The following is a 22,567-nucleotide window of genomic DNA, read 5'->3' as shown; positions in this document are numbered from 1 at the left end:
TTATCGAAAATACCTCTTTTTTCAGAGCGCAAAGATAATTTTTTAAAATATAAAATCAATATTTTTTCTAAAAAAAATACTATGTTTTTGTTTGATTCCTAAAACTCAGGTCCCAAATATCTAAAATGGTAATTTTTTAGTTAAATAAAAAAGCCACTGCATTTTATAAACGAGTGGCTTTCTCACTAAAAATTAAATTTTATTGCAATGTTGCAGGATATTGACTTGGATATGCAGACAAATCAACACGTCGCAATGTAGAACCGTATTTCGCATTGATGGCATCAATAAAAATATTGGCAATTAAACTGTATCCTCTTGCACTTGGGTGAATGCCATCCAGAGAAAAAGCACCACCTGTAACATACGCAGATGTTAAGCTAAAATTTCCAAATTTAATTCCGCCACTTGCCAGTTGCGTTAAAACTGCCCTGGTATCAACAAACGCCAGGCCTTTTTCGGCCGCAACTGCTGAAATTGTTGTATTGTAAGCATCTGTTGCTTTTTTTATTTCTGCAATTTCTGTCGGAATCAACACATGCTTATCCTGTAATGGATAAGTTACCCCAAATTTATTTAACGGAGCAGGCGGCACAATTCCAAGACCGGAATCCGTAGCACTAGGCGCGGCACCAATAGCTGTCCTGGTAGGCAAAACCACTAAATCAGTTGTTTTGGCCTGTCTGGCCTGACCAAATACTGCCCCATAAAAAGCTGCTGTCTGCGCCCCTAATGTTGGCGTAAAAGCTGCCGTTAGCTGCGGTGCCAAGTTAGTCAGGGTCTCATCTTTTAACATTACCGGGTTTGCAGCAGTTTCAGACAATAAACTAATCCTGTCACCTGCCCCAAAAGCAGTCAGAGCTTGTTTTAACGGACCATATAATTGCGCGTTTAATGCCTGAATTGTTGCTTTTCCAATCGCTTCATTATTCGAGCCAAGAGATTTAGCTGTAAGTGGATTATATGGAACAGTAGTAAAATAGGGCAAAGCTGTAATATATGGCAGATTTGCTACCACCCCTTTCGCTCCATTAGCGGTTAAAGCTGTTGCCATTGAAGAATATACACTTGCAAAAACAGTTGGGTCAGTAATATCGTTACTACCATAAGTTGCCGGATTAGGATTCCCTGTCTGGTCTTTTCCGATTCCTCCGGAAGTTGCATAACTCAGGACATCATTTCCTCCAATAAACAAGGAGAAAAATGTTGGCTTTTGAACTAATGCATCTGCCAGAACTGAAGTTGTAGGAGAGCTTGCGAAGCGAACAAAATACGGATTAGCCGCACCAATAGACAAACCTGCAGGATTGCCATATCCGTTAGCTACCAGATGAAAACTTTTAGCTCCGGGAACTCCTAAATTATTAAACGTACCGGAAAGATGTGCCATAACTTCGGTAGTTGGCACGCCAGAGACAGGAACCGGTGCTGTTCCGTTAAAGTATAAACGAGGTCCAAACGATGGATTTACCTGACCTCCGAATAGCAACCCTCCAATATTATCATTTGCATACGGTATTGTAAAAGTACCACCGCCTGCGGCAGCAAATTGCTGAGACAATATATTTGCGTAACCATTTTCCTGTCCTTTTTTAAATAATGAATTATCACTATATCCGGCAGCAAAAGAGTCTCCAAGTGCAATATACTTTGTAAAAACCGCTGAGCCGGGAACTACAGGAACCTCTTCCTGGGTAGTATCGTTATCGTCATTATTACAAGCCGCCATAAAGGTTAAAGAAACCAATAATAGCCATTTTATATTTTTTTTCATGTTATTAACTTTTAAATTATTTAGCCCTTTCCCGCTTAAGCCCTAAAAGAAAGGAAATCTTTTTGATCAGATAATTATTTTCATTAAGGATTAATTACCCATGAAGCAAACCACATCTGACCAATCATACCTGCACCAACCACCTGAAGATAATCTTTTCCAAAAAGATTTGTCGCTCCAACTTTAATAACGGATTTCAGTTTTGGAATACCATAATTAATCTGAGCATCAAGAACTGTATTTTCAGGAATCATACCGTCTCCAAAAGAAGACTGCCATAAATATTCTGTATTCCATCTTACATTCACATTAAAACCTAAATTTTTAGCCACTTTAGCATTCCCAAAAGAGCCTTTAATCCTGTGTTTAGGAGTATTAAATCCTGCAACAAAACTCGGATCTTCTGATTGATCAAAATCAAACTGGGCATAATTATAATTAACTCCTAATTCAAAGTCTTTATACACTTTTTTAGACAAACCAACCCCAAAACCCAACGAAGTAATCTGAGCAGTTGTATTGGTATAAACCTGATAAACTCTCCTGTCCCCAAAAGCCAAAGCTGAATAACTTAACAGAACACCCGCATCTGCAGGATTAGTCCCCACTGTTCCATAATAAGGCGTAATTACTCTCGAAGTATTCATAAAATCATTATAAATATTGTAATATCCATTGATATCTATTGACAAATCATTTTGAACCACTGTACGGTACCCTACTTCAAAAGCCTGTACTTGTTCTGGCTTTACCAATTTAGGATTTGCAACTTTAAGATCAAGAGGATTTGAAGACGCCGCGAATGCCTGAACAGAAGCCAGCGTATAAGAATTTTCATAAGCTTTGCGTCCGGACAAATTAACTGTTGGTCCTATATTTGCATTTGGTATAGCCTGGCCGGCAAGACTCACAGGCTGAGTTTCCTGAAAACGATCTAAATTATCTGCTGCAGAACCAATTAATGCAAAAGGCCCTAAATCTAAACCGATATATTGATCCTGAGTAGTTGGATTACGGAAACCCGTTTGATAGGATACTCTGAAATTATGTCTTTTTGATTCCCCTGCAGAATACACAAAAGAAATTCTTGGCGAAACATTTCCATCAAAATTCTGGCTTTTATCGTAGCGCATAGATCCTGTAAATTTCAATCTGTCATCCATCCATTTTTTTTGCAATTGTGCATAAGCACCATATTCCTTATATTCTATCGGACCATCATAATCTGTAAAGATTGTTCCTTCTGAATCCATGATATATTTTCTCCAGGATCCACCAATCTGAATTTCAGCAAATTTGATAAGATCTCTAAAATTATAATTTACATCTGAATGATATAATTTTGAATGATCAATAAATTTAGCCCCCTGAGTTAAGTCAGCATTAGAAGTAACCGTTGTAAGTGCATTATTAAATTGTGGAGAACCCGGCTCAAATCTCGCTGATCTTGGAGCACCCGGATTAAGCGGATCAGTATTTGGCACTAATCCTAAAATAGGAGCTACATTATAATCCGCAAAATTTCTTGCATAGTTAGCAGCCTGATTTGCGTTCAGGCCAAGTACAGCAGAAGACAATTGAAAGGCTGTTCCGTAATCCGTAAACCAGTTTTTATCCGATTTTGCCAATCTGTTAATATTCCATCCGGCAAATCTCATATCATAAGAATCTCCCGCATCTTCACTTGTAAAATAAACTCTTCCAAAAAAGTTTTTCCCTTTTATTTCAAATTTACCCTGCTGCATCAGGAAATCTTTTAAAGCATACCTGTTTGCTCCCTGATAAATTGTGCTTCCTGTACCGATTTTATATTGCAATATAATTTCTGTATCATTTGCCCAGGGTTTAAAATGAGCACTAAAATCAGCCTTCATGCTTTTAACCTTATTATCCGTTAAATCCTGCTCACGATATCCTGTTCTACTAACTTGTCCAACATTCGGAATAAAAGTAGTAACCTCATCTCCATATATATTTAACCCATCGTAATTTTGATTCATTTCATGTCCAACGGACCCACCGGTCATACTTCTTTTATCTGCCGCAATCCATTCAGAAGCTTCCATGTAGGTAAAATTTGCTTTTAATGCAAAATGCTTTGTAAATGCCTTTGCTGCCCTGATCCCAAAATCATTATAATCGTTGGTTCCTGCAACATCCTGACTTGTTTGTCCATATTTATAATAAATACTTATTCCTTCATCAGCAAAAGGGCTCTTGCTTGTCATAAACATGATACCATTAAAAGCATTAGCACCGTATAGCGCTGAAGATGCTCCAGGCAAAAGTTCTACACTTGCAACATCAATATCAGAAACACCAATTAAGTTCCCCAATACAAAGTTTAAGGCCGGTGATGAATTATCCATTCCGTCAACCAACTGCATAAAACGAGTATTGGCTACTGTGGCAAAACCACGCGTATTTATCGATTTAAAAGAGATACTGCTAGTATTAAAATTAACCTCTTTTAGATTCTCCAATCCATCATAAAAAGTAGCCGCAGTTGTATTCTTTATTTCCTGAATTCCCATTCTTTCAATTGTAACAGGAGATTCTATTACCCGCTCAGGAGTTCTGGAAGCCGAAACAACAATTTCATCTAATTTAGTTTCCTCATCTTTTAAAACGACATCAACTATTTGACTTAGTGATGTTACACTGATCGTTTTAGTTTCAAATCCTACAGCCGATACTTTAATAGCAAAAGGCGGCTTGGCCGAAGTGTTCAGTTTAAAGGTCCCGTCAAAATCAGTAGAAGCTCCTGTTGAACTTCCCACAACATTAACATTGGCACCCGGAATAGATTGTTTGTTACTGTCGGTAACAGAACCAGTAATTGTATTCTGCGCAAACGAAATTCCGCAGAAAAACAACATAATTAGCAAATAGACTCTCATTTGGTTGGTTTTTGTGTTAGTTTATCCTACCAAAATACAAATAATTTTAATATATATAAAAAAACGTTAAATAAAATTCATATTTACCATGTTTTAAAGCTATATTTTAACTATTCCTCAATTGGTTTTATTAAATTAAAATCAAATATCAAACCTTACTTACTTCAATTACTATGCACACATATTAATTTTGAAGGAAAAATTGCGGATTTACTAAAAATACAGGGCTAAGAAAAAAAATCTGACAATAAAAAAAAGCGAGACAAAAATCTCGCTTTTTTAACATAAGTTGTCGTTCCGCTCTTCTTACTGAAATGCAATCCTATTGATGACAAATTGTATATTTTCAGACAATTCATTAGTAATTAGCAAATTACTTAAAATTCAATTTTAAAACCAATTTGATTGCCACTTGCGACTAATGTTGTTTTTACAGCTGGCTTATAATTTTCTGCCAGGCCATCATTATATTTTGCAATAGCAGCTTTAATCTTCTTTGGATATCCAATTTTGATGGGAATCGAGGCAATGATCATGGCACCGCCAATAATTGCAGCGGTAAAACTGGTTCTCTCAGAAGTAATGGAGGGATTGTATCCGTTACCAGGATATGATACTGAAGTATCGTCTTTTGTTAGACCAACTACTAAATTGGCCACCATCAGGCTGGTTCCCCCATAAAAAAGGACATTACCCCATGTTTTTTTGTTTCGCCCGGCATTATAAAGAGATAATGCTTCGCTGTTATTAGCCAAAACCGATCGTACCTGATCAGATGATAATTTGTTATCTCCCTCATAAACATTTCCACCACTTCTATAGGTTAATTGCTGCGAAAAACCAGCTATAGTCATTACTAAAAATAATGCCGTAATCATTCCTTTCATCTTTTTACAATTTATTGTTTAGCAGCGAAAATACTCATTAACTTAATCTTTGCAAGAAAAATGCTAAAAAAATACGAGCATAAAAAAAAGCGAGACCTAGATCCCGCTTTTAAAGCATTACTTCTTTTCATTAAATCATTTAGAGCCTACCTCTAATTTTTCTAATCGACTCTTCAAATCAATAATTTGCTTATTCTGATTAATCAAATACAATGTCATCTCTTCAATTTTCTGCAACAACTTAGCATTCATTTCACCTAAATTAATTCCATCTTTTAAAACCTCTTCTTCATTTGGAATATTCTCTAAATGACCTTTTGCTTCAATATGCCTTTCAACTTCTTCTAAGGTTGGTAAAGGGTATTGTTTTTTAAAAACAAAATCAGACCATCCTTCCATATCAACTTTTACTTCTTTAGAATGAATTGTACCATTTACATCTAGTTTATTAAGTGGATTTGCTACACCAATACCAACATTCCCATTTCCCTGAATTCTTACTTTCTCAGTTTGACCTGTTAAATATGATTCCTGAGTAAACAATTGCATTGCATAAACATTATTTCCTGCACTTTGTGTTATTGTCCGTATTGAAGTTCCAAAGGTATCGCGATTAGAATAATTTATCGACTGTGCGATCATTACAGCAGATTCATTATCATTGTTAGCCAAATTCCTAATAAGTACATTCCCATTACTTACTTCTAGTTTTGCCAAAGGAGTCGTTGTTCCAATTCCAATATAACCATTAGGAGCAATTCTCATTCTAAATTGAGCAGGAGTAGCAGAGCCGTCCCAGGTTAAAAATGTAATTCCTTTGTTGAAAGCACTTCCGTGAGATGTTCCCTGAATCATCAATTCTCCGTATTCATTAAAAGGAAAAGCTCCAGTTCCATTATCCGGAAATCTTCTTGTTCTGTAAATAAGCGGTGAGGCCCAATATGCATTTGTACTTGTCCATGTTCCTGTACTTGAATCTGTTTTAGGAATTCCAACAGAAGAACTTAATACCGCATTTACACTATTATCCGTGGAAGTAATAATTCCTTGCGCAAAACCATACTGGAAACACAAAACACCCAACAGAACAAATATTTTATTCATTTTATATTATTTTAAAAAAATTAATTTACTTATTAATACTACTAATTTAATTCCAATCTCTTTTATAATTCGCCTGCTTCATTAACATTTTCAGAAACAGTCAAAAATCAATTAATATACTGTAAAACGTATTTCTGTTGATTACAAATTCTTAAACACAATTCTTAAGTTTTTATATTTTAGATAATTGATTTTGCAACTTAGAAAATTCACCTGAGAAGTCAAGAATTTCTTTTTAAATTCAGGTTTTTTCTTTGTTAATTCCTCTCAAAACAAATAGCTATCAATCATACTATTTTAAATATATTTCCTACAAATATACTGATACGATTTTAAATATGTAGATCTTTTGAAAAAAAATTAAAGCCATAAAAAAGCGAGACCTAAATCCCGCTTTTTTAAAACTATTATATTTTAAATACTTTATTCTACAGTAACCGATTTTGCCAAATTACGCGGCTGATCTACATTACAGCCTCTCATTACAGCTATGTGATAAGAAAGCAATTGTAACGGTATAGTTGTAATTAATGGGGACAATGCATCTGAGGTCTCAGGGATCTCAATTACATAATCCGCTAATTCTCTAACCTGAGTATCACCTTTCGTCACCACAGCGATAATTTTACCGCTTCTTGATTTTATCTCCTGAATATTACTTACAATTTTATCATAATGGCCTTGTTTAGGGGCAATTACAATAACCGGCATATGTTCATCAATAAGCGCAATCGGACCGTGTTTCATTTCAGCTGCAGGATAGCCTTCAGCATGAATATAAGAGATCTCTTTAAGTTTTAGTGCGCCTTCAAGAGCCACCGGGAAATTATAACCACGTCCCAGATACAAACAGTTTGGTGCATCTTTAAAAGCTGCAGCAATTTCTTTTGCCCTGTCGTTTGTTTCCAGTGCCTCAGCTACTTTCTCAGGGATTATTTCTAATTCCTGAAGGTAAGTGTGATAATCTGTATTTGATAGTGTTCCTTTAGCTTTTCCTAATCGCAAGGCGATCATCGTTAAAACTGTAATCTGTGTTGTAAATGCTTTTGTTGAAGCCACTCCAATTTCGGGACCTGCATGTGTATAAGCACCTGCATGGCTCTCTCTTGAAATAGAAGAACCCACGACATTACAAACTCCAAATACAAAAGCTCCGTTTTCCTTTGCCAGTTTAATAGCTGCCATAGTATCGGCTGTTTCCCCGGATTGAGAAATAGCAATAACTACATCATCTTTATTGATGATTGGATTACGGTATCTGAATTCAGAAGCATATTCTACTTCTACAGGAATACGTGTAAACTCTTCAAAAATGTACTCAGCTACCAAACCTGCATGCCATGATGTACCACAGGCAACAATCAGAATTCGTTTAGCGTTTAAGAATTTTTCAATATTATCCTCAACGCCAGCCATTTGAACAATTCCTTTATTGGCATTAAGTCTTCCTCTGTAAGTATCCTTAATTACACTTGGCTGTTCATATATTTCCTTAAGCATGAAATGGTCGTAACCCCCTTTTTCAATCTGCTCCAAATTCATTTGAAGTTCCTGAATATAAGGATCAACCAAAGAATCGTCTTTTATTTTTCTAACCTTAAGAGGCTTGTGTAATCTAATATTGGCCATTTCACCATCTTCCAGGTAAATCGCATTTGAAGTATATTCAATAAAAGGCGAAGCATCTGAAGCAATAAAAAATTCTCCTTCTCCAACACCAATAGCCAACGGGCTGCCTAATCTTGCAGCAACAATTTCATTTGGGTTTTTCTTATCGAATACCGCAATTGCGTATGCCCCTACAACCTGATTTAAAGCAATCTGAACTGCTTTACCAAGTTTTATTCCTTCTTTCTTCTGAACTTCTTCGATTAGATTTACCAATACTTCTGTATCTGTATCAGATTTAAAAGTATATCCTCTTTTAATCAGCTCTTCCTTAAGCGGTGCGTAATTTTCAATAATTCCATTATGAATAATTACCAGTTCACCCGAATTCGAAAGGTGAGGATGAGAATTCACATCATTTGGAACCCCGTGAGTTGCCCAACGTGTATGACCAATCCCTATAGATCCGTTTATAGTTAAATCACTCTCTGCCTTAGCTTCAAGATCTGAAACTTTTCCTTTTGTCTTACAAAGTTTTATACCTGTTTCCGTATCATATAACATGACACCCGCACTATCATATCCTCTGTATTCAAGACGCTTTAATCCCTTTATAATAATGGGATAGGCCTCTCTGTGACCGATATATCCAACAATTCCACACATATATATTTATTAATTTGGTTTCGTGTAGTAAACTTCAAGCTTCAGCCTTTTATTGTCCGGAACTGTAGCTTTTCCTCCAAACAATATAGTTCCTAACGGACTTAAAACTGATGCTCTTGGCGCATCTGTAATAACACTGTTTTTTAATTTTAATTTATTTGAAGCTACTGTGTTTATATCTCCTGAAACAACTAACCCCAATTTAACATTAACTGCTGTAGTGCTTTTTATAATATTTCGAATATGATCCGTTAGTCTGATTTTATAAGTTGTACCTCTTTTACTCGTAGGGTCAATATTGATTATTCCACTATAAACCACTTTCCCAAGCGGTGATCCACTACCCGTTCCGTCTGTCAAATAATCTAAGATAGGCGTGTTATTGGTTAAATCATATAGATAAACTCTTTTAGATTCGTAAACGCCTGCCATTTTATCGGTATCAATATGAAAAACTAAATTAGCCTCATTAACAAGCCATTTATTATTTCTGATTTCTGTAAGCTTCGAACCAAAAGCATTAAGCTCAATAACAGCAAGTGATCCCTGACCACCTTTTAGATAAAGGGATTCATCTCCTTCAGTTAAATTCTGATCTGCAATTGCAGCCTGATAAGCAGGAGTTTTAACATCATCAAGCAAACTGGCTGTAGCGCCCGCAAGGTTAATCACTATAGTCCTGTCTTCTCTTACTGTCTCTGCATCAGTTGTAATATCTGTTTTAGCAGTATATTTTATAGTAATCTTTCCTTTAGAAAAATCCAGTAAAGCTATATTACCTGCACTGGTACCTGACTTCTCAACCTTAAAATACAAGCCTTTAAAGTATTCCTGAAAAACATCACTTGAAGAAAGCACTGAAGCCGGGGCACTCAGGATCTTGTTCTTAAAAAATGTTTTATCCAGATTTAAACGCATTTCCGGAGCTACTTTAGTTGTAGTTTTAACACCTGTTTTCGGATCTGTTGTTTCATCATTAAACTCAGCAGGGTTAAAATAAAAGGCATCATTTTCTGCCACAACGCTACTATTATTCAAACGTTTAATAGCATCACCCGGCGCCGGGGTTTCTATTTTAAATTTATCGAAATCGGCATTTTGATTCGTATAGTACAACTGTGGAAACTGATTTCCATTATCAAAATAAGAAGATCGCATCTGAACTCCTGATTCAAAAACACTCAGTTTAATAAGCTTATCTTCCGGTTTCCCGTAAATAGAATCTAATACATAAGTATTAACTCCGGTTGTTGCATCTGTACTTACTCCATGACTAAAATATGGAATACTAAGCACAACACTTACCACCTGTGGGTCCGCACCGATAGAAGGCGCATAACTTGCAAGTGAAACCTGAGTTGCAAAACTTGCCGTTCTGGCTCCAAAAACCTTATCATCATAAATACCCAGGGCATTATTTACGAGTCCGTTTGACTGAACTGGCGAAATTTCCTGATCATAAGCCACAACATCATATTTTTCCGGTTCTAATCCGAAATGGTCATCACCAATCAAATTATCACCTATGGCGTTAAAATCTTTGTCACAAGAATATAAAAGAACAACTGTTGCTATTAATAGAATTTTCTTAAAAAAAGAAGTATTATACATGTTTTATAATAATGTTAAAATTTAAAGACCCATACTTTTGTAGAAATTTGTATACGCTTCTGCGAATGCATCTTTCGTGGCGAAAGGTAAAAAAGGTTTTCCTGAAGATTCTATAAATTTTGTTAAACTTGAAGATACATTTGGTGATGCGATAATTACAGCATCAGAATGCAATATGCTAGCCTTTAGGACGTTTTCGTAATTTGGCACTTCCAAATCTGCTACAGCTTCATGCGGAACACCATCAAACTTCACCTTATTAATCATTTCTAAATCCAGGTTTTCATCAAAAGACTGACCATAAACAGAGGTCACGATTTTTGTTTCAGAAAACAAAGCTTCATTTTTGTAATAATGTTTCATGTAAATCGGAAGCATCGCTGCTAACCAACCGTGAACGTGAATAATATCAGGAACCCAATTGAGTTTTTTTACTGTTTCTACAACTCCTTTAGCAAAAAAGATAGCTCTTTCGTCATTGTCCGGATATAAAACTCCTTCTTCGTCGGCAAAAGTTGCTTTACGTTTAAAATACTCATCATTATCAATAAAATACACCTGAATTCTTTCTTTCGGAATTGAAGCTACCTTAATAATCAATGGCATATCTAAATCATTCACTACCAAATTCATTCCTGAAAGTCTAATTACTTCGTGTAGCTGATGTCTTCTTTCGTTGATATTCCCGTATCTTGGCATGAAAATTCTTATCTGTCCTCCCTGATCATTAATCATTTTCGGAACGTCATAAGACATTAAGGAAACCTCATTTTCAGCCAAATAAGGCACGACTTCAGATGATACATATAATATCCTCTTATCTTTCATAATAGTATTTTACTTAATTTTTGGTAATAAAAACGTTGCAAAATTACAAAATTTTATGCAGTTATTAACTAATATATTATGTTTGCACTAAATTTTAATAATACCGCCATGCATATTTTCTACGGTAAAGTAGCTTTGATAGCCTATTTGAAAACTATCAAAACCACAAATTCGACCATCGGGTTTGTACCAACAATGGGCGCTTTACACCAGGGACATCTGGCTTTAATGCAACGATCCCTTAAAGAAAACGATGATACTGTAGTTAGTATTTTCGTAAATCCTACTCAGTTCAACAATCCTGAGGATCTGGCAAAATATCCCAGAACTATTGAAGAGGACATAAAGAAAATGCGTGTGCTGAGCGATAAAATGATTTTATATGCACCTTCTGTAGAAGATATTTACGAAGGAAATACTGTTTCCCAGGATTTTGATTTTGACGGACTGGAAAATCAAATGGAAGGAAAATTCAGACCCGGCCATTTTAATGGCGTCGGAACCATTGTTAAGCGATTATTCGAAATCGTAACCCCAACAAATGCCTACTTTGGAGAAAAAGATTTCCAGCAATTACAGATTGTTAAAAAGATGGTCGAAAAAAACCATATGCCTGTAAATGTTGTAGGTTGTCCTATTTTCAGAGAAGAAAACCAGCTGGCCATGAGCTCCAGAAATGAACGCCTGACTGCTGATGAGAGAAAAGAAGCTGCAATCATTTACAAGACTTTGACGGAAGCAAAAGAAATATTCCATACCCATACGCCGCAGGAAACCATAGAATTTGTAGAAAATTCTTTCAAAAACAACGAAAGATTCGAATTGGAGTATTTTGTCATTGCTGATGAATCCACATTATTACCTATAGATAATAAAAGTAAAGACAAAAAGTACCGTGCATTTATAGCAGTATTTGTTAATTCTATAAGACTGATTGATACCATTTCATTAAATTAATTTACCTTTGCATCATGCAAATTCAAGTTATAAAATCAAAAATTCATCGTGTAAAAGTAACGGGAGCCGATTTAAATTATATTGGCAGTATTACTATTGACGAAACCTTACTGGAAGCTTCGAACATTATTGAAGGTGAGAAAGTAGCTATTGTGAACATTAATAATGGCGAGCGTTTTGAAACTTATGCGATTAAGGGAGAAAAAAATTCAGGTGAAATCACACTGAATGGTCCTGCAGCAAGAAAAGTTCAGAAAGACGACATTATTATCATTATATCCTATGCAACCCTGGAATTTGAAGAAGCCAAAACCTTCAAGCCATGGATCATTTTCCCTAATGAAAACGATAATTCGCTAACCTAAGTTTTTCTTTTACACCTTATTTCTTCAGCAATTGACAAAATATTATTTTGCCAAAGAAGACTTTTTTTGCCCTCAGCCAAAGTAAACTTAAAGCAAAATACTGTATTGCTATTTTTAAAAACCCAAAATAATAAAAAAGCAAATAAAGTGTTATATTGCTACACTATTTCAATACTTTTTAATTCACTGAAATATCCCAAATCATGAAAAAAGTTTACTTACTACTTACTTTAATTTCAATTTCTGCTTTTTCACAGAAAAAATTTGACAACATTAAATCCGAGAAACTCGGAGAAGAAAGAAGAATAACTATCGGACTTCCTGCCTCTTACGAAGCCAGTCCCGAAAAAAAATACCCTGTTTTATATTTATTAGACGGCGATTATTTATTTGATCCTTTCTCCGGAGCTTTAAGTTACGGTTCGTATTGGGGAGATTTACCAGAAGTGATTATCATTGGTATTCATCAGAATAAAAATGACGAACGCGAAGACGACAGCACAATTGACCAGAACACGGGGCTTCCGTTTGAAAAAGGAGCGGATTTTTTTGAATTTGTCGGCGCCGAACTGGTTCCGTACATCGAAAAGAAATACCGTACTTCACCTTTCAGGATTATCGCCGGGCATGATGTCACCGCAAGTTTCATCAATTTCTATTTATACAAGGAACAGCCTCTTTTCAACGCTTACATTTCTTTTAGTCCGGAACTTGCCAATAAGATGGAAGTACGAATTCCTGAAAAATTTGCCAAAGTAACAGAGCCTTTATTTTACTACCTGTCTGTAGCGGACGGAGATAACAAAAAAATCAAAGAACCAATTGAAAAATTAGACAGCAATATCAAAATTGCCAATAATCCGTTAGTCAATTATAAATACGATGTATTTAAAGGCACAACCCATTATACGGAGGTTTTACACGCCATTCCAAGTGCTTTGTACCAAATATTTGAAGTCTACAGACCTATAGATTCTTCCGAATACAACAATAAAATTGCTGTTCTGGAAACAGGTTACGCAGATTACCTCGAGAACAAATACAATGTGATGTCTAAAATCCTTGGCGTACAGATTCCGGTAAGAATGAGCGATTTCAAAATCATAGAAACCCTTATCCTGAAAAAGAATGCTTATGATGAATTAGGGAAGATGGCCGAAATTGGAAATGTAAATTATCCGAAAGCCATGTTGGGGGAATATGAACTGGGATTGATGTATGAAAAAATGGGCGACCCGAAAAGAGCCTCAAAAAAATACCAGAATGCTTCCCAAATGGAGCCTATTGGAGATTTGAATAAGGATGTGATGTACGAGAAAATCGACGAGATGAATACGCTTGCCAAAACCACTAAATAATGTCGAAAGTTAAAACTTCTTTTTTTTGCCAGAATTGCGGAACCCAGTATGCCAAATGGCAGGGACAATGCAATGCCTGCAAGGAATGGAATACTATTGCTGAAGAAATTATTCAGAAGCAGGAAAAAGTGGCCTGGAAAAGCGAACCCACTTCAGGCGGCAAAGCGCCGCGTCCGTTAAAAATTAACGAAATTGATTCGACGCAGGAAATCCGCATGGATACTACTGATGGCGAATTGAATCGTGTTCTGGGCGGCGGAATTGTTCCCGGATCACTAATCCTTTTGGGTGGAGAACCCGGAATTGGAAAAAGTACCCTCTTACTGCAAATCTCATTAAAGTTACCCTATAAAACGCTTTACGTTTCCGGTGAAGAAAGTCAGAAACAAATAAAAATGCGCGCTGAAAGAATCACACCTAACGGCGACAATTGTTATATACTGACCGAAACAAAAACGCAAAACATATTCAAACAAATTGAAGCCATTCAGCCTGAAATTGTCATTATTGACTCTATTCAGACTTTGCATACCGATTATATCGAGTCTACCGCCGGAAGTATTTCCCAAATCAGGGAAACTACCGCTGAACTAATCAAGTTTGCCAAAGAAACTAATATTCCGGTTATTTTAATCGGGCACATTACAAAAGACGGAAACATAGCAGGACCTAAAATCCTGGAACATATGGTGGATACCGTTTTACAGTTTGAAGGCGACCGAAATCATGTGTACCGAATCTTACGTGCGTTAAAAAACCGTTTTGGATCAACTGCCGAACTTGGAATTTACGAAATGCTGGGAAGCGGTTTGCGGGAAGTCAGCAATCCTTCAGAAATTTTAATCTCGCACAAAGACGAAGAAATGTCGGGAACCGCTATTGCTACCACCATGGAAGGCATGCGCCCGCTGATGATCGAAATACAGTCGCTTGTCAGTACAGCCGTTTACGGAACGCCACAGCGAAGCACAACTGGTTACAACGCCAAAAGGCTTAACATGATTCTGGCCGTTTTAGAAAAAAGAGCCGGATTTCGTTTAGGCGCAAAAGACGTTTTCCTAAATGTCACCGGTGGAATTTCGGTTGACGATCCCGCCATAGACTTAGCGGTTGTCGCGGCCATTTTATCTTCCAACGAAGATATTCCGGTCACCAAAGGATTCTGTTTTGCCGGTGAAGTGGGTTTGTCGGGAGAAATTCGCCCTGTAAACCGGGTGGACCAAAGAATCCAGGAAGCCGAAAAACTAGGATTCAACACTATCTTCGTTTCCAAATACAATAAAATTGCTTTAAAAAACGCAGGAATCAAAATTGAACTCGTGGCTAAGATTGAAGATGTCGCCAGTATCCTTTTTGGTTAATTTTTTATAAAACCTACTTTATGAAATTCCCCAAACAAAAAATAGTAAAAGCACTCTTAATACTTGCCCTCGTATTAGCAGTGCTTTTTTCAGGATTTTACTTTTTCCGTGATTCACTGCTCAAACAGGCTATTGCCAAAGTAACCCACAAAATGAATGTCGATTACAACAGTACTTTTTCTGTAAAATCGGCTACGTTTGACGGACTGTCGGGTATCCGGCTGGCCAATGTAGTTTTGGTTCCAAGGAATGCCGATACGCTTTTTAATATCGAAAAGATTGAAACCCGTATCAGCCTGTCGAGTTTATTGATTGGCGATGTTCAGATCGGGACATTAAAAGTCAATAACGGGTATATTCAATTAGTTAAAAAAGGAAAAGTCCGTAATTTTGATGCTTTCCTGAAAAGAGATTCCTCCGAAAACGATACAAATGAAAAACGCAAGTACGCCACTTTTGCCTATCGTATTATCTCGAAACTGCTGAATCTGGTTCCGACGGATATGAATCTCGGAAATTTGGATTTCAGAATTGACGATAACGGCAAAAAAACGTCTATAGCCATAAATAAGCTTGTATTAAACAACAAACAACTCGAAACCAGCCTTCATGTGCAAAGCAAAAATTTTGACCAGCGCTGGAACATAAAAGGATTTGCCGATCCGAGAAACAAAAAGGCAGACATCCGTTTTTTCAATCTCGATACCGGTGCCATAAAAGTACCGTATCTGGATGAGCGTTATAATTTGAAAGCCAGCTTTGATTCGATACGTTTAAATGTAGCAAACATTGAGAAAGACGGCAGTGAACTTCATATTGACGGCTATACTTCTATTTCGAACCTAAAGATAAACCACCCGAAAATTGCCAGCAAAGATGTTGTGATTAAAAATGCGCGTTTTGATTACCGTTTTTTATTAGGCGATGATTTCATCTCTATTGACAGCACTTCCTCCATGCAGCTGAATAAAATAAAAGTAAAACCTTATGTTTCTTACAATACCGAGAAAGATACGGTGTACACTTTAAAAGTTGACATTCCGAAAATGAAAGCGCAGGATTTTATCGTTTCGCTGCCTGACGGATTGTTCACGCATTTTCAGGGAATGCAGGCTACCGGAAATTTTGATTATAAACTGGATTTCAAATTCAATAAAAACAGACCAAACACGCTTGTTTTTGACAGTAAACTAAATAAAGAAGATTTAAGAATCACCAAATACGGAGAGGCCGACCTGAACAAACTGAACGGGGAATTTGTGTACCGCGCGATCATAAAAAATGTATTGCAGCGTCCTGTTTTGGTCGGAAATGCCAATCCGAATTACACGCCTCTGGATCAGATTTCGCCTTATTTACGAAAATGTGTCCTTACGACCGAAGACCCTTCTTTCTTTTCGCATCGCGGATTTATCAATGAAGCTTTCAAACAATCGATCCTCAAGAATATCAGAACCAAAAAATTCTCCCGTGGTGCCAGTACCATCAGCATGCAGCTGATTAAAAATGTCTTCCTGACCCGCGAAAAAACAGTTTCCCGTAAACTGGAAGAAATTTTACTGGTTTACATTTTAGAAAACAACCGAATTGTAAGCAAAGAAAGAATGCTGGAAGTGTATTTCAACATTATTGAATGGGGACCTAATGTATACGGAATTGGCGAAGCAAGTCATTTCTATTTCCAGAAAAGCCCTTCTGCCTTAAATGTAGACGAATGTTTGTATTTGGCCACTATTATTCCGAAGCCCCGAAAATTCATGTATCAGTTTAATGATCAGGGAAATTTGAAGGATTATGCGGTGAAAAATCAAAAATTCCTGAAGAATTTAATGTTTCGAAGAGGGCTTTTAATTCCGGAAGATACGATTGGTCAGTTACCGGTTTATATCTCCGGAAATGCACGTTCGTTATTGCGAATTAAAGCTCCTGACTCGACAGCAGTTCCTGTGGATTCTTTGGCTGTGAGCGATGAATTTGACTTGTAATAGTGTAGTCACGCAAAGACGCAAAGGCGCAAAGTTTGTTTTTTGAGCTTATTACTTTAGGTTTGTTACTATCAGTGTGAAATTTCTGTGCAAAGACGCAAAAGCGTAAATTTTGTCATTTCTGACGTTAATCTATATAAAACTTTGCGACTTTGCGTCTTTGCGTGATTTTTAAAAACCTTTACTTTTAAGGCAAAAAAACTATTTAAAGTTCCTTAAAAATTCCTCTTTATAAGTAGGAGAAACTTCAATTTCAGCTCCGTCGTTTAAAGTTACGATTCCGCCTTTATTATAAGACTTCACACAATTCATATTGATGATATGTGATTTGTGGACCCGAATAAAAGGCAGAGGAAGAATTTCAGAAAAATGCTTTAAAAAACGGCAAACCATTTTTTTGTTTCCATTATTCAGATAGAGGTCTGTGAAATTTCCGTTTCCGCGCAAGCGAACAATTTCTTCCATTTTCACTACTTCAAAACCTTCTAAAGTGGGCAAAATTACCTGTTGCTTTTCGGGTTTTGCTTCGTGAAAATTGGCTACAATAATTTTATTTCTGTTAAAGATCTCGTGATTCATGATTTGATGCTGCACTTTGTTGACTGCAACAATCAACTCCTCGATGCTAATAGGTTTCAGCAAATAATAGGCTGCACTCTGATTCAGCGCTTTTAGCGAATATTCAGAAAAGGCAGTTACAAATATGGTTTCGAATTGTAAATCTTTACACGCTTCCAGCACATCAAAAGCATTTCCAAAAGGCATTTCGACATCCAGAAAAACCAATTGCGGTTTTAATTCATGCAGCAGCGGAACGGCTTCTTTAATATTCTGTGCTTCACCTATAACCTCAACCTGCGGGCAATATTTACTCAAATAATTTTTGAGTACTTCCCGCGCAGCCAATTCATCTTCGACAATTACACTTTTTATCTTCTGGATTGTCATCATATCTTGTCAATTAATGGGAAAACAATTTCGACTATTGTTCCTGATTCTGGCAATTCTTTCTCTTTAATAACAAATGAAATATTCTTTTTATACAACTCATTCAGCAAACCTATACGTTCTTTGGTATTATTGAGACCGCGGGATTCATGTACTTTCTGGTTGCTGGTTTTGAGTTCCCGGCTTTTGGTTAAACCAATTCCGTTGTCTTCAATAACGACCACCACTTTTGCATCAGCAAACTGAAATTTTAGCTGCAGCAACCCTTTTGTATCGAGATAACGCAACCCGTGCCAGATTGAATTCTCTAAATGGGGCTGAATAATCATATTGGGAACTAGAACACTTTCTGCATCAAGTTTTTCATCAACGGTGATTTCAAAATCGAATTTATCCTGGAAACGCAAATGTTCCAGATCCAGGTATTTCTTTAACTGCTCCACTTCTTTATCTAATGAAATAAAATCTTTATTGGAATTTTCCATCATATCACGCATCAGATTCGAATAGGAAGTCAGGTATTTATTGGCTTCCAGTTCTTTGTTTTCAGCTATAAACTGATTCACACTATTCAGACTATTGAATATAAAATGCGGATTCATTTCACGTCGAAGCGACTGCAGGGCGATTTCCTTGTTCTTGGTTTTTATGGCGTACAAAGCTTTTACGATAAAGGCAAATAAAAGCAAAAGCAATAAAATAGACCCCAAAAGAAAATAATTAAAGGTGTTTTTCTTTGTAATCAATTCATCTTTTAGTGTTTTTTCTTTTTCAAGCTGACGAATTTTCCCTTCGGTAACCTGAAAAGTTTTTGCGCTGATTAAGGTGGTATCCGATTGTATTAATTCATCAAAATTTTGCAGGAATTGTTCATAAAGCTTCATACTTTCTTTTTCGTTGCCCTCGGATTTATAATATTTCACTAAAGCGGATAAAGTATTTTTGGCTTCTGTTGAATTCTCTTTTTCAGAGGCCAGCCTATAGGCTTCTTTCAGTGAAACTATTGCTTTTTCAGGGTCTTCCTTTTTAAAATACAGAGACGCTATAGATTGCAATTGCTTGATCTGGGTACTAAAATCCCTGTTAGTTACGGCTTCTGCCAATAACTTTTCATTGATATTAATAGCCTTTTCAAACTGATTGTCGGACGCGTAAACATTTGCAATTTCATTTTTAATTTTAATAACAGCTTCGGGTTTGTCTTTTGCGTACACAAGTGCCTTTTTATAACTTTCAATGGCAACACTTTTATCTTTTAAGTCTAATGAATTTTGTGCTTTCTGAACATACGCTTCGGTAACTTCATCGCTTTTCTTTTCCTTTTTAAGCAATTCAATGTTAGAATTTACATAATCGGTCTGACTTGCGGGATTTGCCTGATTTTTAAGTCGATTGGCATCGTTCAGATTGATCTTTTCTTCAGATGGATCTTTTGCCAATGAACCCGCAACTTCATAATTTTCGATTGCCGAATTAAATTTTTTCCGGCTTTCCTGTACTTTGGCAAGGCTTCGTGCTACGCGAATTTTATCTTCGTTCTGTTTTAATTTAGTGTAACTGTTTAAGGCTCTTTTAAAATATTCCTCCGCTTTGGCATTATCTTCTTTGTTCAGGAATTCATTGGCTAATTTTTCATAATTCTCAGCAATCTTTCCTTCATCATTTTTATCTAATGAAACCGACAACTCTTCAGCGGCTTTACTGGCTTTGACCGCCCTGCTTTTTTCAGCTTTCTGGACAGGCATTTCCTGTGCTGCTATTTTCTGTGAAAACAGCAACACTAAACATAGCAGACTAAAAGTAATTGACAAATGACGCATCACGAATAAGGTATTAATGGAAATGTAAAGTAACTTAATTTCAAATTCCTATCCTATATTTTTCACCAAGTCAAACGCGCTGTTGACCCTTTCTTCAAAAAATACGCTTTTTCGATCAATACATTTGGTTCCTAATTTAAAAACTATAACTATGAAAAAACTATTCTTTAAATTTTTAACCTTACTCTTTTCTCCCCTTATCATAGCACAGGCTTCCGGAAATATTAATTATCAAAACCGGCAATACGCTGCCAACAATACCATCAACATCAGCTTTCCTGAAAATGAAGCTATTATGGTCAGCGTAAAAGGGCTTGCCAATGTAAAAGCTGATGCTTACACGGCAATTTTCAGTATCACGCAAACCGGTAAAACAACCCAGGAAGTAAATGAATTAATGGATAAGCGAATTATGCAGTCGCTCAATGAAATCAAACTTAAAAAAGGGGTCGAGACTTTTATAGACATGATTTCATTTGTTCCGGTTTATGAATATGAAGCCGAAAAAAAAGTATTCAATCGTAAAACCTATAATGAAGTGCCTGCGGGATTTGAATTAAAGAAAAACATTCACATAAAATACACTGACCCTAATCAGCTGAATGAATTTATTTCAATTTTATCCAATTACGAAATATACGATTTGGTAAGGGTGGATTATTTCTCGAATTCGCTGGAAACCATTAAGAAGGAAATGATGAACAAAGCAAAAATCCTGATTCAGGAAAAAGTAAAAAACTATGAAATGGTGCTTGGAGAAACATTTACCAATGCGGAAAAAAGAATCGCAGATGACTTCATCGTCAACGTACCTGTAGAAATGTACAGATCTTATGAAGCTTACAATAGCTCTTCTTTAAATTTAAAAAAGGCAGCAAATATTAATCAGCTAAATAAATCTGTTACGCTTTATTACCAGCCGGTAGTCAGTAAAGAATTTGATTTTGTGATGAATCCTGCTGTTTTAGAACCCGTTATTCAAATACAATATGAAATTAAAATAGCGATTACCAAAGAAAGGAAACTGCTTTCAAAAACAGATAAGGAATTTATTCTGGTTACTCCAAATGGCGATTTGAAAACACTGAATATAAGTGCCGCCAGACAGAATTAATCCAATGAAACTATTTCACCAAGTCAAAATACCGTTTCACCATTTGTCTGAAAAATGTGCTTTTTTAGTTTCTAAGTTTGGTATGTAATCAACAATTAAAACCAGAAATCATGAAATCAACTCTTTTTATCACGGCAGTTTTAGCCACTGCAATTTCTTTCGTAAGCTGTAATTATTCGAATGCAAATCCGAAAAAAAATCCTGAAATTGAAAATCCTGTTTTAGCAGAAAACACAAAAATACAAGTAGCGCTTTTATTAGATACGTCCGGCAGTATGGACGGTTTGATTGATCAGGCGAAATCAAGACTCTGGAATATTGTTAATACACTGACTACCTTAAAATACGACGGTAAAACGCCGGATATCGAAATCGCTTTGTATGAATATGGAAATGACGGCTTATCTGAAAAATCGAATTATATTCGACAAATTGCGCCGCTTTCAACAGATCTGGATTTGATTTCAGAGCAACTGTTTTCGTTACGTACGAATGGCGGAAACGAATATTGCGGTGCCGTAATTCAGGATGCTGCCAACCAGTTAAAATGGGCGAAAGAAAACAATAATATGAAGTTGATTTATATTGCCGGAAACGAAGAATTTAATCAGGGCAAAATTAATTATAAAGAAGCTATCAGTGACGCTTTGAAAAATGGTATTTACGTGAATACTATTTATTGCGGAGATAAAACACAAGGCATAAACGAATTCTGGAAAAATGGCGCCGATTACGGAAAAGGGAAATATTTTAATATCGATTCCAATGAATCTGTAAAATATATCGTAACGCCTTATGATGCTGAAATTACAAAGTGCAACGAAAAAATCAACAAAACATACATTGGTTATGGTGTCAAAGGTTCGGCCAAAAAAATGAACCAGGAAACACAGGATAAGAATGCGCAGAAAGTTTCTGCTTCCAATTATGCCGAACGTGCCGTGAGCAAATCAAAAGCGGTTTATAAAAATGAAAGCTGGGACTTGGTTGATAAGGTTAAAGAGGATAAAACTGCCCTTTCAAAAATCAAAAAAGAAGAATTGCCAACAGAACTTCAAAACAAATCTGCAGCCGAAATAAACACCATAGTCACTCAGAAAACAAAAGAAAGAGAAACCATCCAGAAAGAAATTGGCGAATTAGGCAGAAAACGTCAACAATATATCGATACCGAATCTAAAAAAACGAAGAAACAAGATGATCTAGGCAATGCCATAAACACTTCGATTGTTGGTTTTGCAAAAGTGAAAGGCTATACAGTTGAAAAATAAAATCAGTCAA

General features: G+C 36.2%; 16 protein-coding genes. 7 read left to right on the top strand and 9 right to left on the bottom strand.

What is annotated here, in order from left to right; all coding sequences use genetic code 11:
* Positions 1-199: 199 nt before the first annotated feature.
* From D0817_RS13765 to D0817_RS13735, 7 genes are all read right to left on the bottom strand, one after another.
* Complete coding sequence (locus D0817_RS13765) at positions 200-1,774, bottom strand: SGNH/GDSL hydrolase family protein (RefSeq protein ID WP_127338958.1); 1,575 nt, start codon at positions 1,772-1,774, stop codon at positions 200-202.
* 83 nt (positions 1,775-1,857) lie between these two features.
* Positions 1,858-4,674, bottom strand: coding sequence for a carboxypeptidase-like regulatory domain-containing protein (locus D0817_RS13760; protein ID WP_127338957.1), 2,817 nt, complete (start codon positions 4,672-4,674; stop codon positions 1,858-1,860).
* Between the two features lie 377 nt (positions 4,675-5,051).
* Entirely contained in the window at positions 5,052-5,552 is a 501-nt protein-coding gene (locus tag D0817_RS13755) for a hypothetical protein (RefSeq protein WP_238160877.1), read from the bottom strand.
* Between the two features lie 144 nt (positions 5,553-5,696).
* Complete coding sequence (locus tag D0817_RS13750; protein WP_127338955.1) at positions 5,697-6,665, bottom strand: hypothetical protein; 969 nt, start codon at positions 6,663-6,665, stop codon at positions 5,697-5,699.
* Between the two features lie 423 nt (positions 6,666-7,088).
* Entirely contained in the window at positions 7,089-8,939 is a 1,851-nt protein-coding gene (gene glmS, locus D0817_RS13745) for a glutamine--fructose-6-phosphate transaminase (isomerizing) (RefSeq protein WP_127338954.1), read from the bottom strand.
* Positions 8,940-8,948: 9 nt separating this feature from the next.
* Positions 8,949-10,550 carry a BamH family beta-barrel-assembly machinery protein gene (gene bamH / locus D0817_RS13740; protein ID WP_127338953.1) on the bottom strand — a complete coding sequence of 534 codons (1,602 nt, stop codon included), beginning with the start codon at positions 10,548-10,550 and terminating at the stop codon, positions 8,949-8,951.
* Between the two features lie 21 nt (positions 10,551-10,571).
* Positions 10,572-11,378, bottom strand: a complete 807-nt coding sequence (locus D0817_RS13735) for a glycogen/starch synthase (protein ID WP_127338952.1) — start codon at positions 11,376-11,378, stop codon at positions 10,572-10,574.
* A gap of 78 nt (positions 11,379-11,456) precedes the next feature.
* On the opposite strand from D0817_RS13735, the gene panC reads away from it, so the two are divergent.
* The 5 genes from panC (at position 11,457) to D0817_RS13710 (ending at position 17,404) form a co-directional block, all read left to right on the top strand.
* Positions 11,457-12,335 (top strand): pantoate--beta-alanine ligase, encoded by an 879-nt coding sequence (gene panC, locus D0817_RS13730; protein ID WP_127338951.1) that lies wholly within the window; start codon positions 11,457-11,459, stop codon positions 12,333-12,335.
* A gap of 14 nt (positions 12,336-12,349) precedes the next feature.
* A complete protein-coding gene (gene panD / locus D0817_RS13725; RefSeq protein WP_017495920.1) occupies positions 12,350-12,700 on the top strand; it encodes an aspartate 1-decarboxylase in 351 nt (116 codons plus the stop codon).
* 203 nt (positions 12,701-12,903) lie between these two features.
* On the top strand, positions 12,904-14,058 hold the full coding sequence (locus D0817_RS13720) for an alpha/beta hydrolase (RefSeq protein WP_127338950.1): 1,155 nt from the start codon (positions 12,904-12,906) through the stop codon (positions 14,056-14,058).
* Positions 14,058-15,419, top strand: coding sequence for a DNA repair protein RadA (radA, locus tag D0817_RS13715; RefSeq protein ID WP_127338949.1), 1,362 nt, complete (start codon positions 14,058-14,060; stop codon positions 15,417-15,419). Before D0817_RS13720 ends, radA begins: the two co-directional genes overlap by 1 nt.
* 20 nt (positions 15,420-15,439) lie before the next feature.
* Entirely contained in the window at positions 15,440-17,404 is a 1,965-nt protein-coding gene (locus D0817_RS13710; RefSeq protein ID WP_127338948.1) for a transglycosylase domain-containing protein, read from the top strand.
* 201 nt (positions 17,405-17,605) lie between these two features.
* Here D0817_RS13710 and D0817_RS13705 read toward each other — a convergent pair whose 3' ends face one another.
* Positions 17,606-18,355, bottom strand: a complete 750-nt coding sequence (locus tag D0817_RS13705; RefSeq protein WP_127338947.1) for a LytR/AlgR family response regulator transcription factor — start codon at positions 18,353-18,355, stop codon at positions 17,606-17,608.
* Positions 18,352-20,172 (bottom strand): tetratricopeptide repeat-containing sensor histidine kinase, encoded by a 1,821-nt coding sequence (locus D0817_RS13700; protein WP_127338946.1) that lies wholly within the window; start codon positions 20,170-20,172, stop codon positions 18,352-18,354. Before D0817_RS13700 ends, D0817_RS13705 begins: the two co-directional genes overlap by 4 nt.
* 151 nt (positions 20,173-20,323) lie before the next feature.
* Between D0817_RS13700 and D0817_RS13695 the strand changes: the two genes are divergently transcribed.
* Together D0817_RS13695 and D0817_RS13690 are read left to right on the top strand one after the other, a co-directional pair.
* The gene (locus tag D0817_RS13695; RefSeq protein WP_127338945.1) at positions 20,324-21,286 is read left to right on the top strand and encodes an SIMPL domain-containing protein; all 963 of its coding nucleotides are present in this window, start codon (positions 20,324-20,326) and stop codon (positions 21,284-21,286) included.
* 110 nt (positions 21,287-21,396) lie between these two features.
* Positions 21,397-22,557 carry a vWA domain-containing protein gene (locus D0817_RS13690; protein WP_127338944.1) on the top strand — a complete coding sequence of 387 codons (1,161 nt, stop codon included), beginning with the start codon at positions 21,397-21,399 and terminating at the stop codon, positions 22,555-22,557.
* The last annotated feature ends 10 nt before the right edge of the window (positions 22,558-22,567 follow it).

This window comes from Flavobacterium cupreum (genome assembly GCF_003996965.1).
GTDB lineage: Bacteria > Bacteroidota > Bacteroidia > Flavobacteriales > Flavobacteriaceae > Flavobacterium > Flavobacterium cupreum.
The sequence above is the reverse complement of the archived record's forward strand: the minus strand, read 5'-3'. Positions and strand labels throughout refer to the sequence as shown.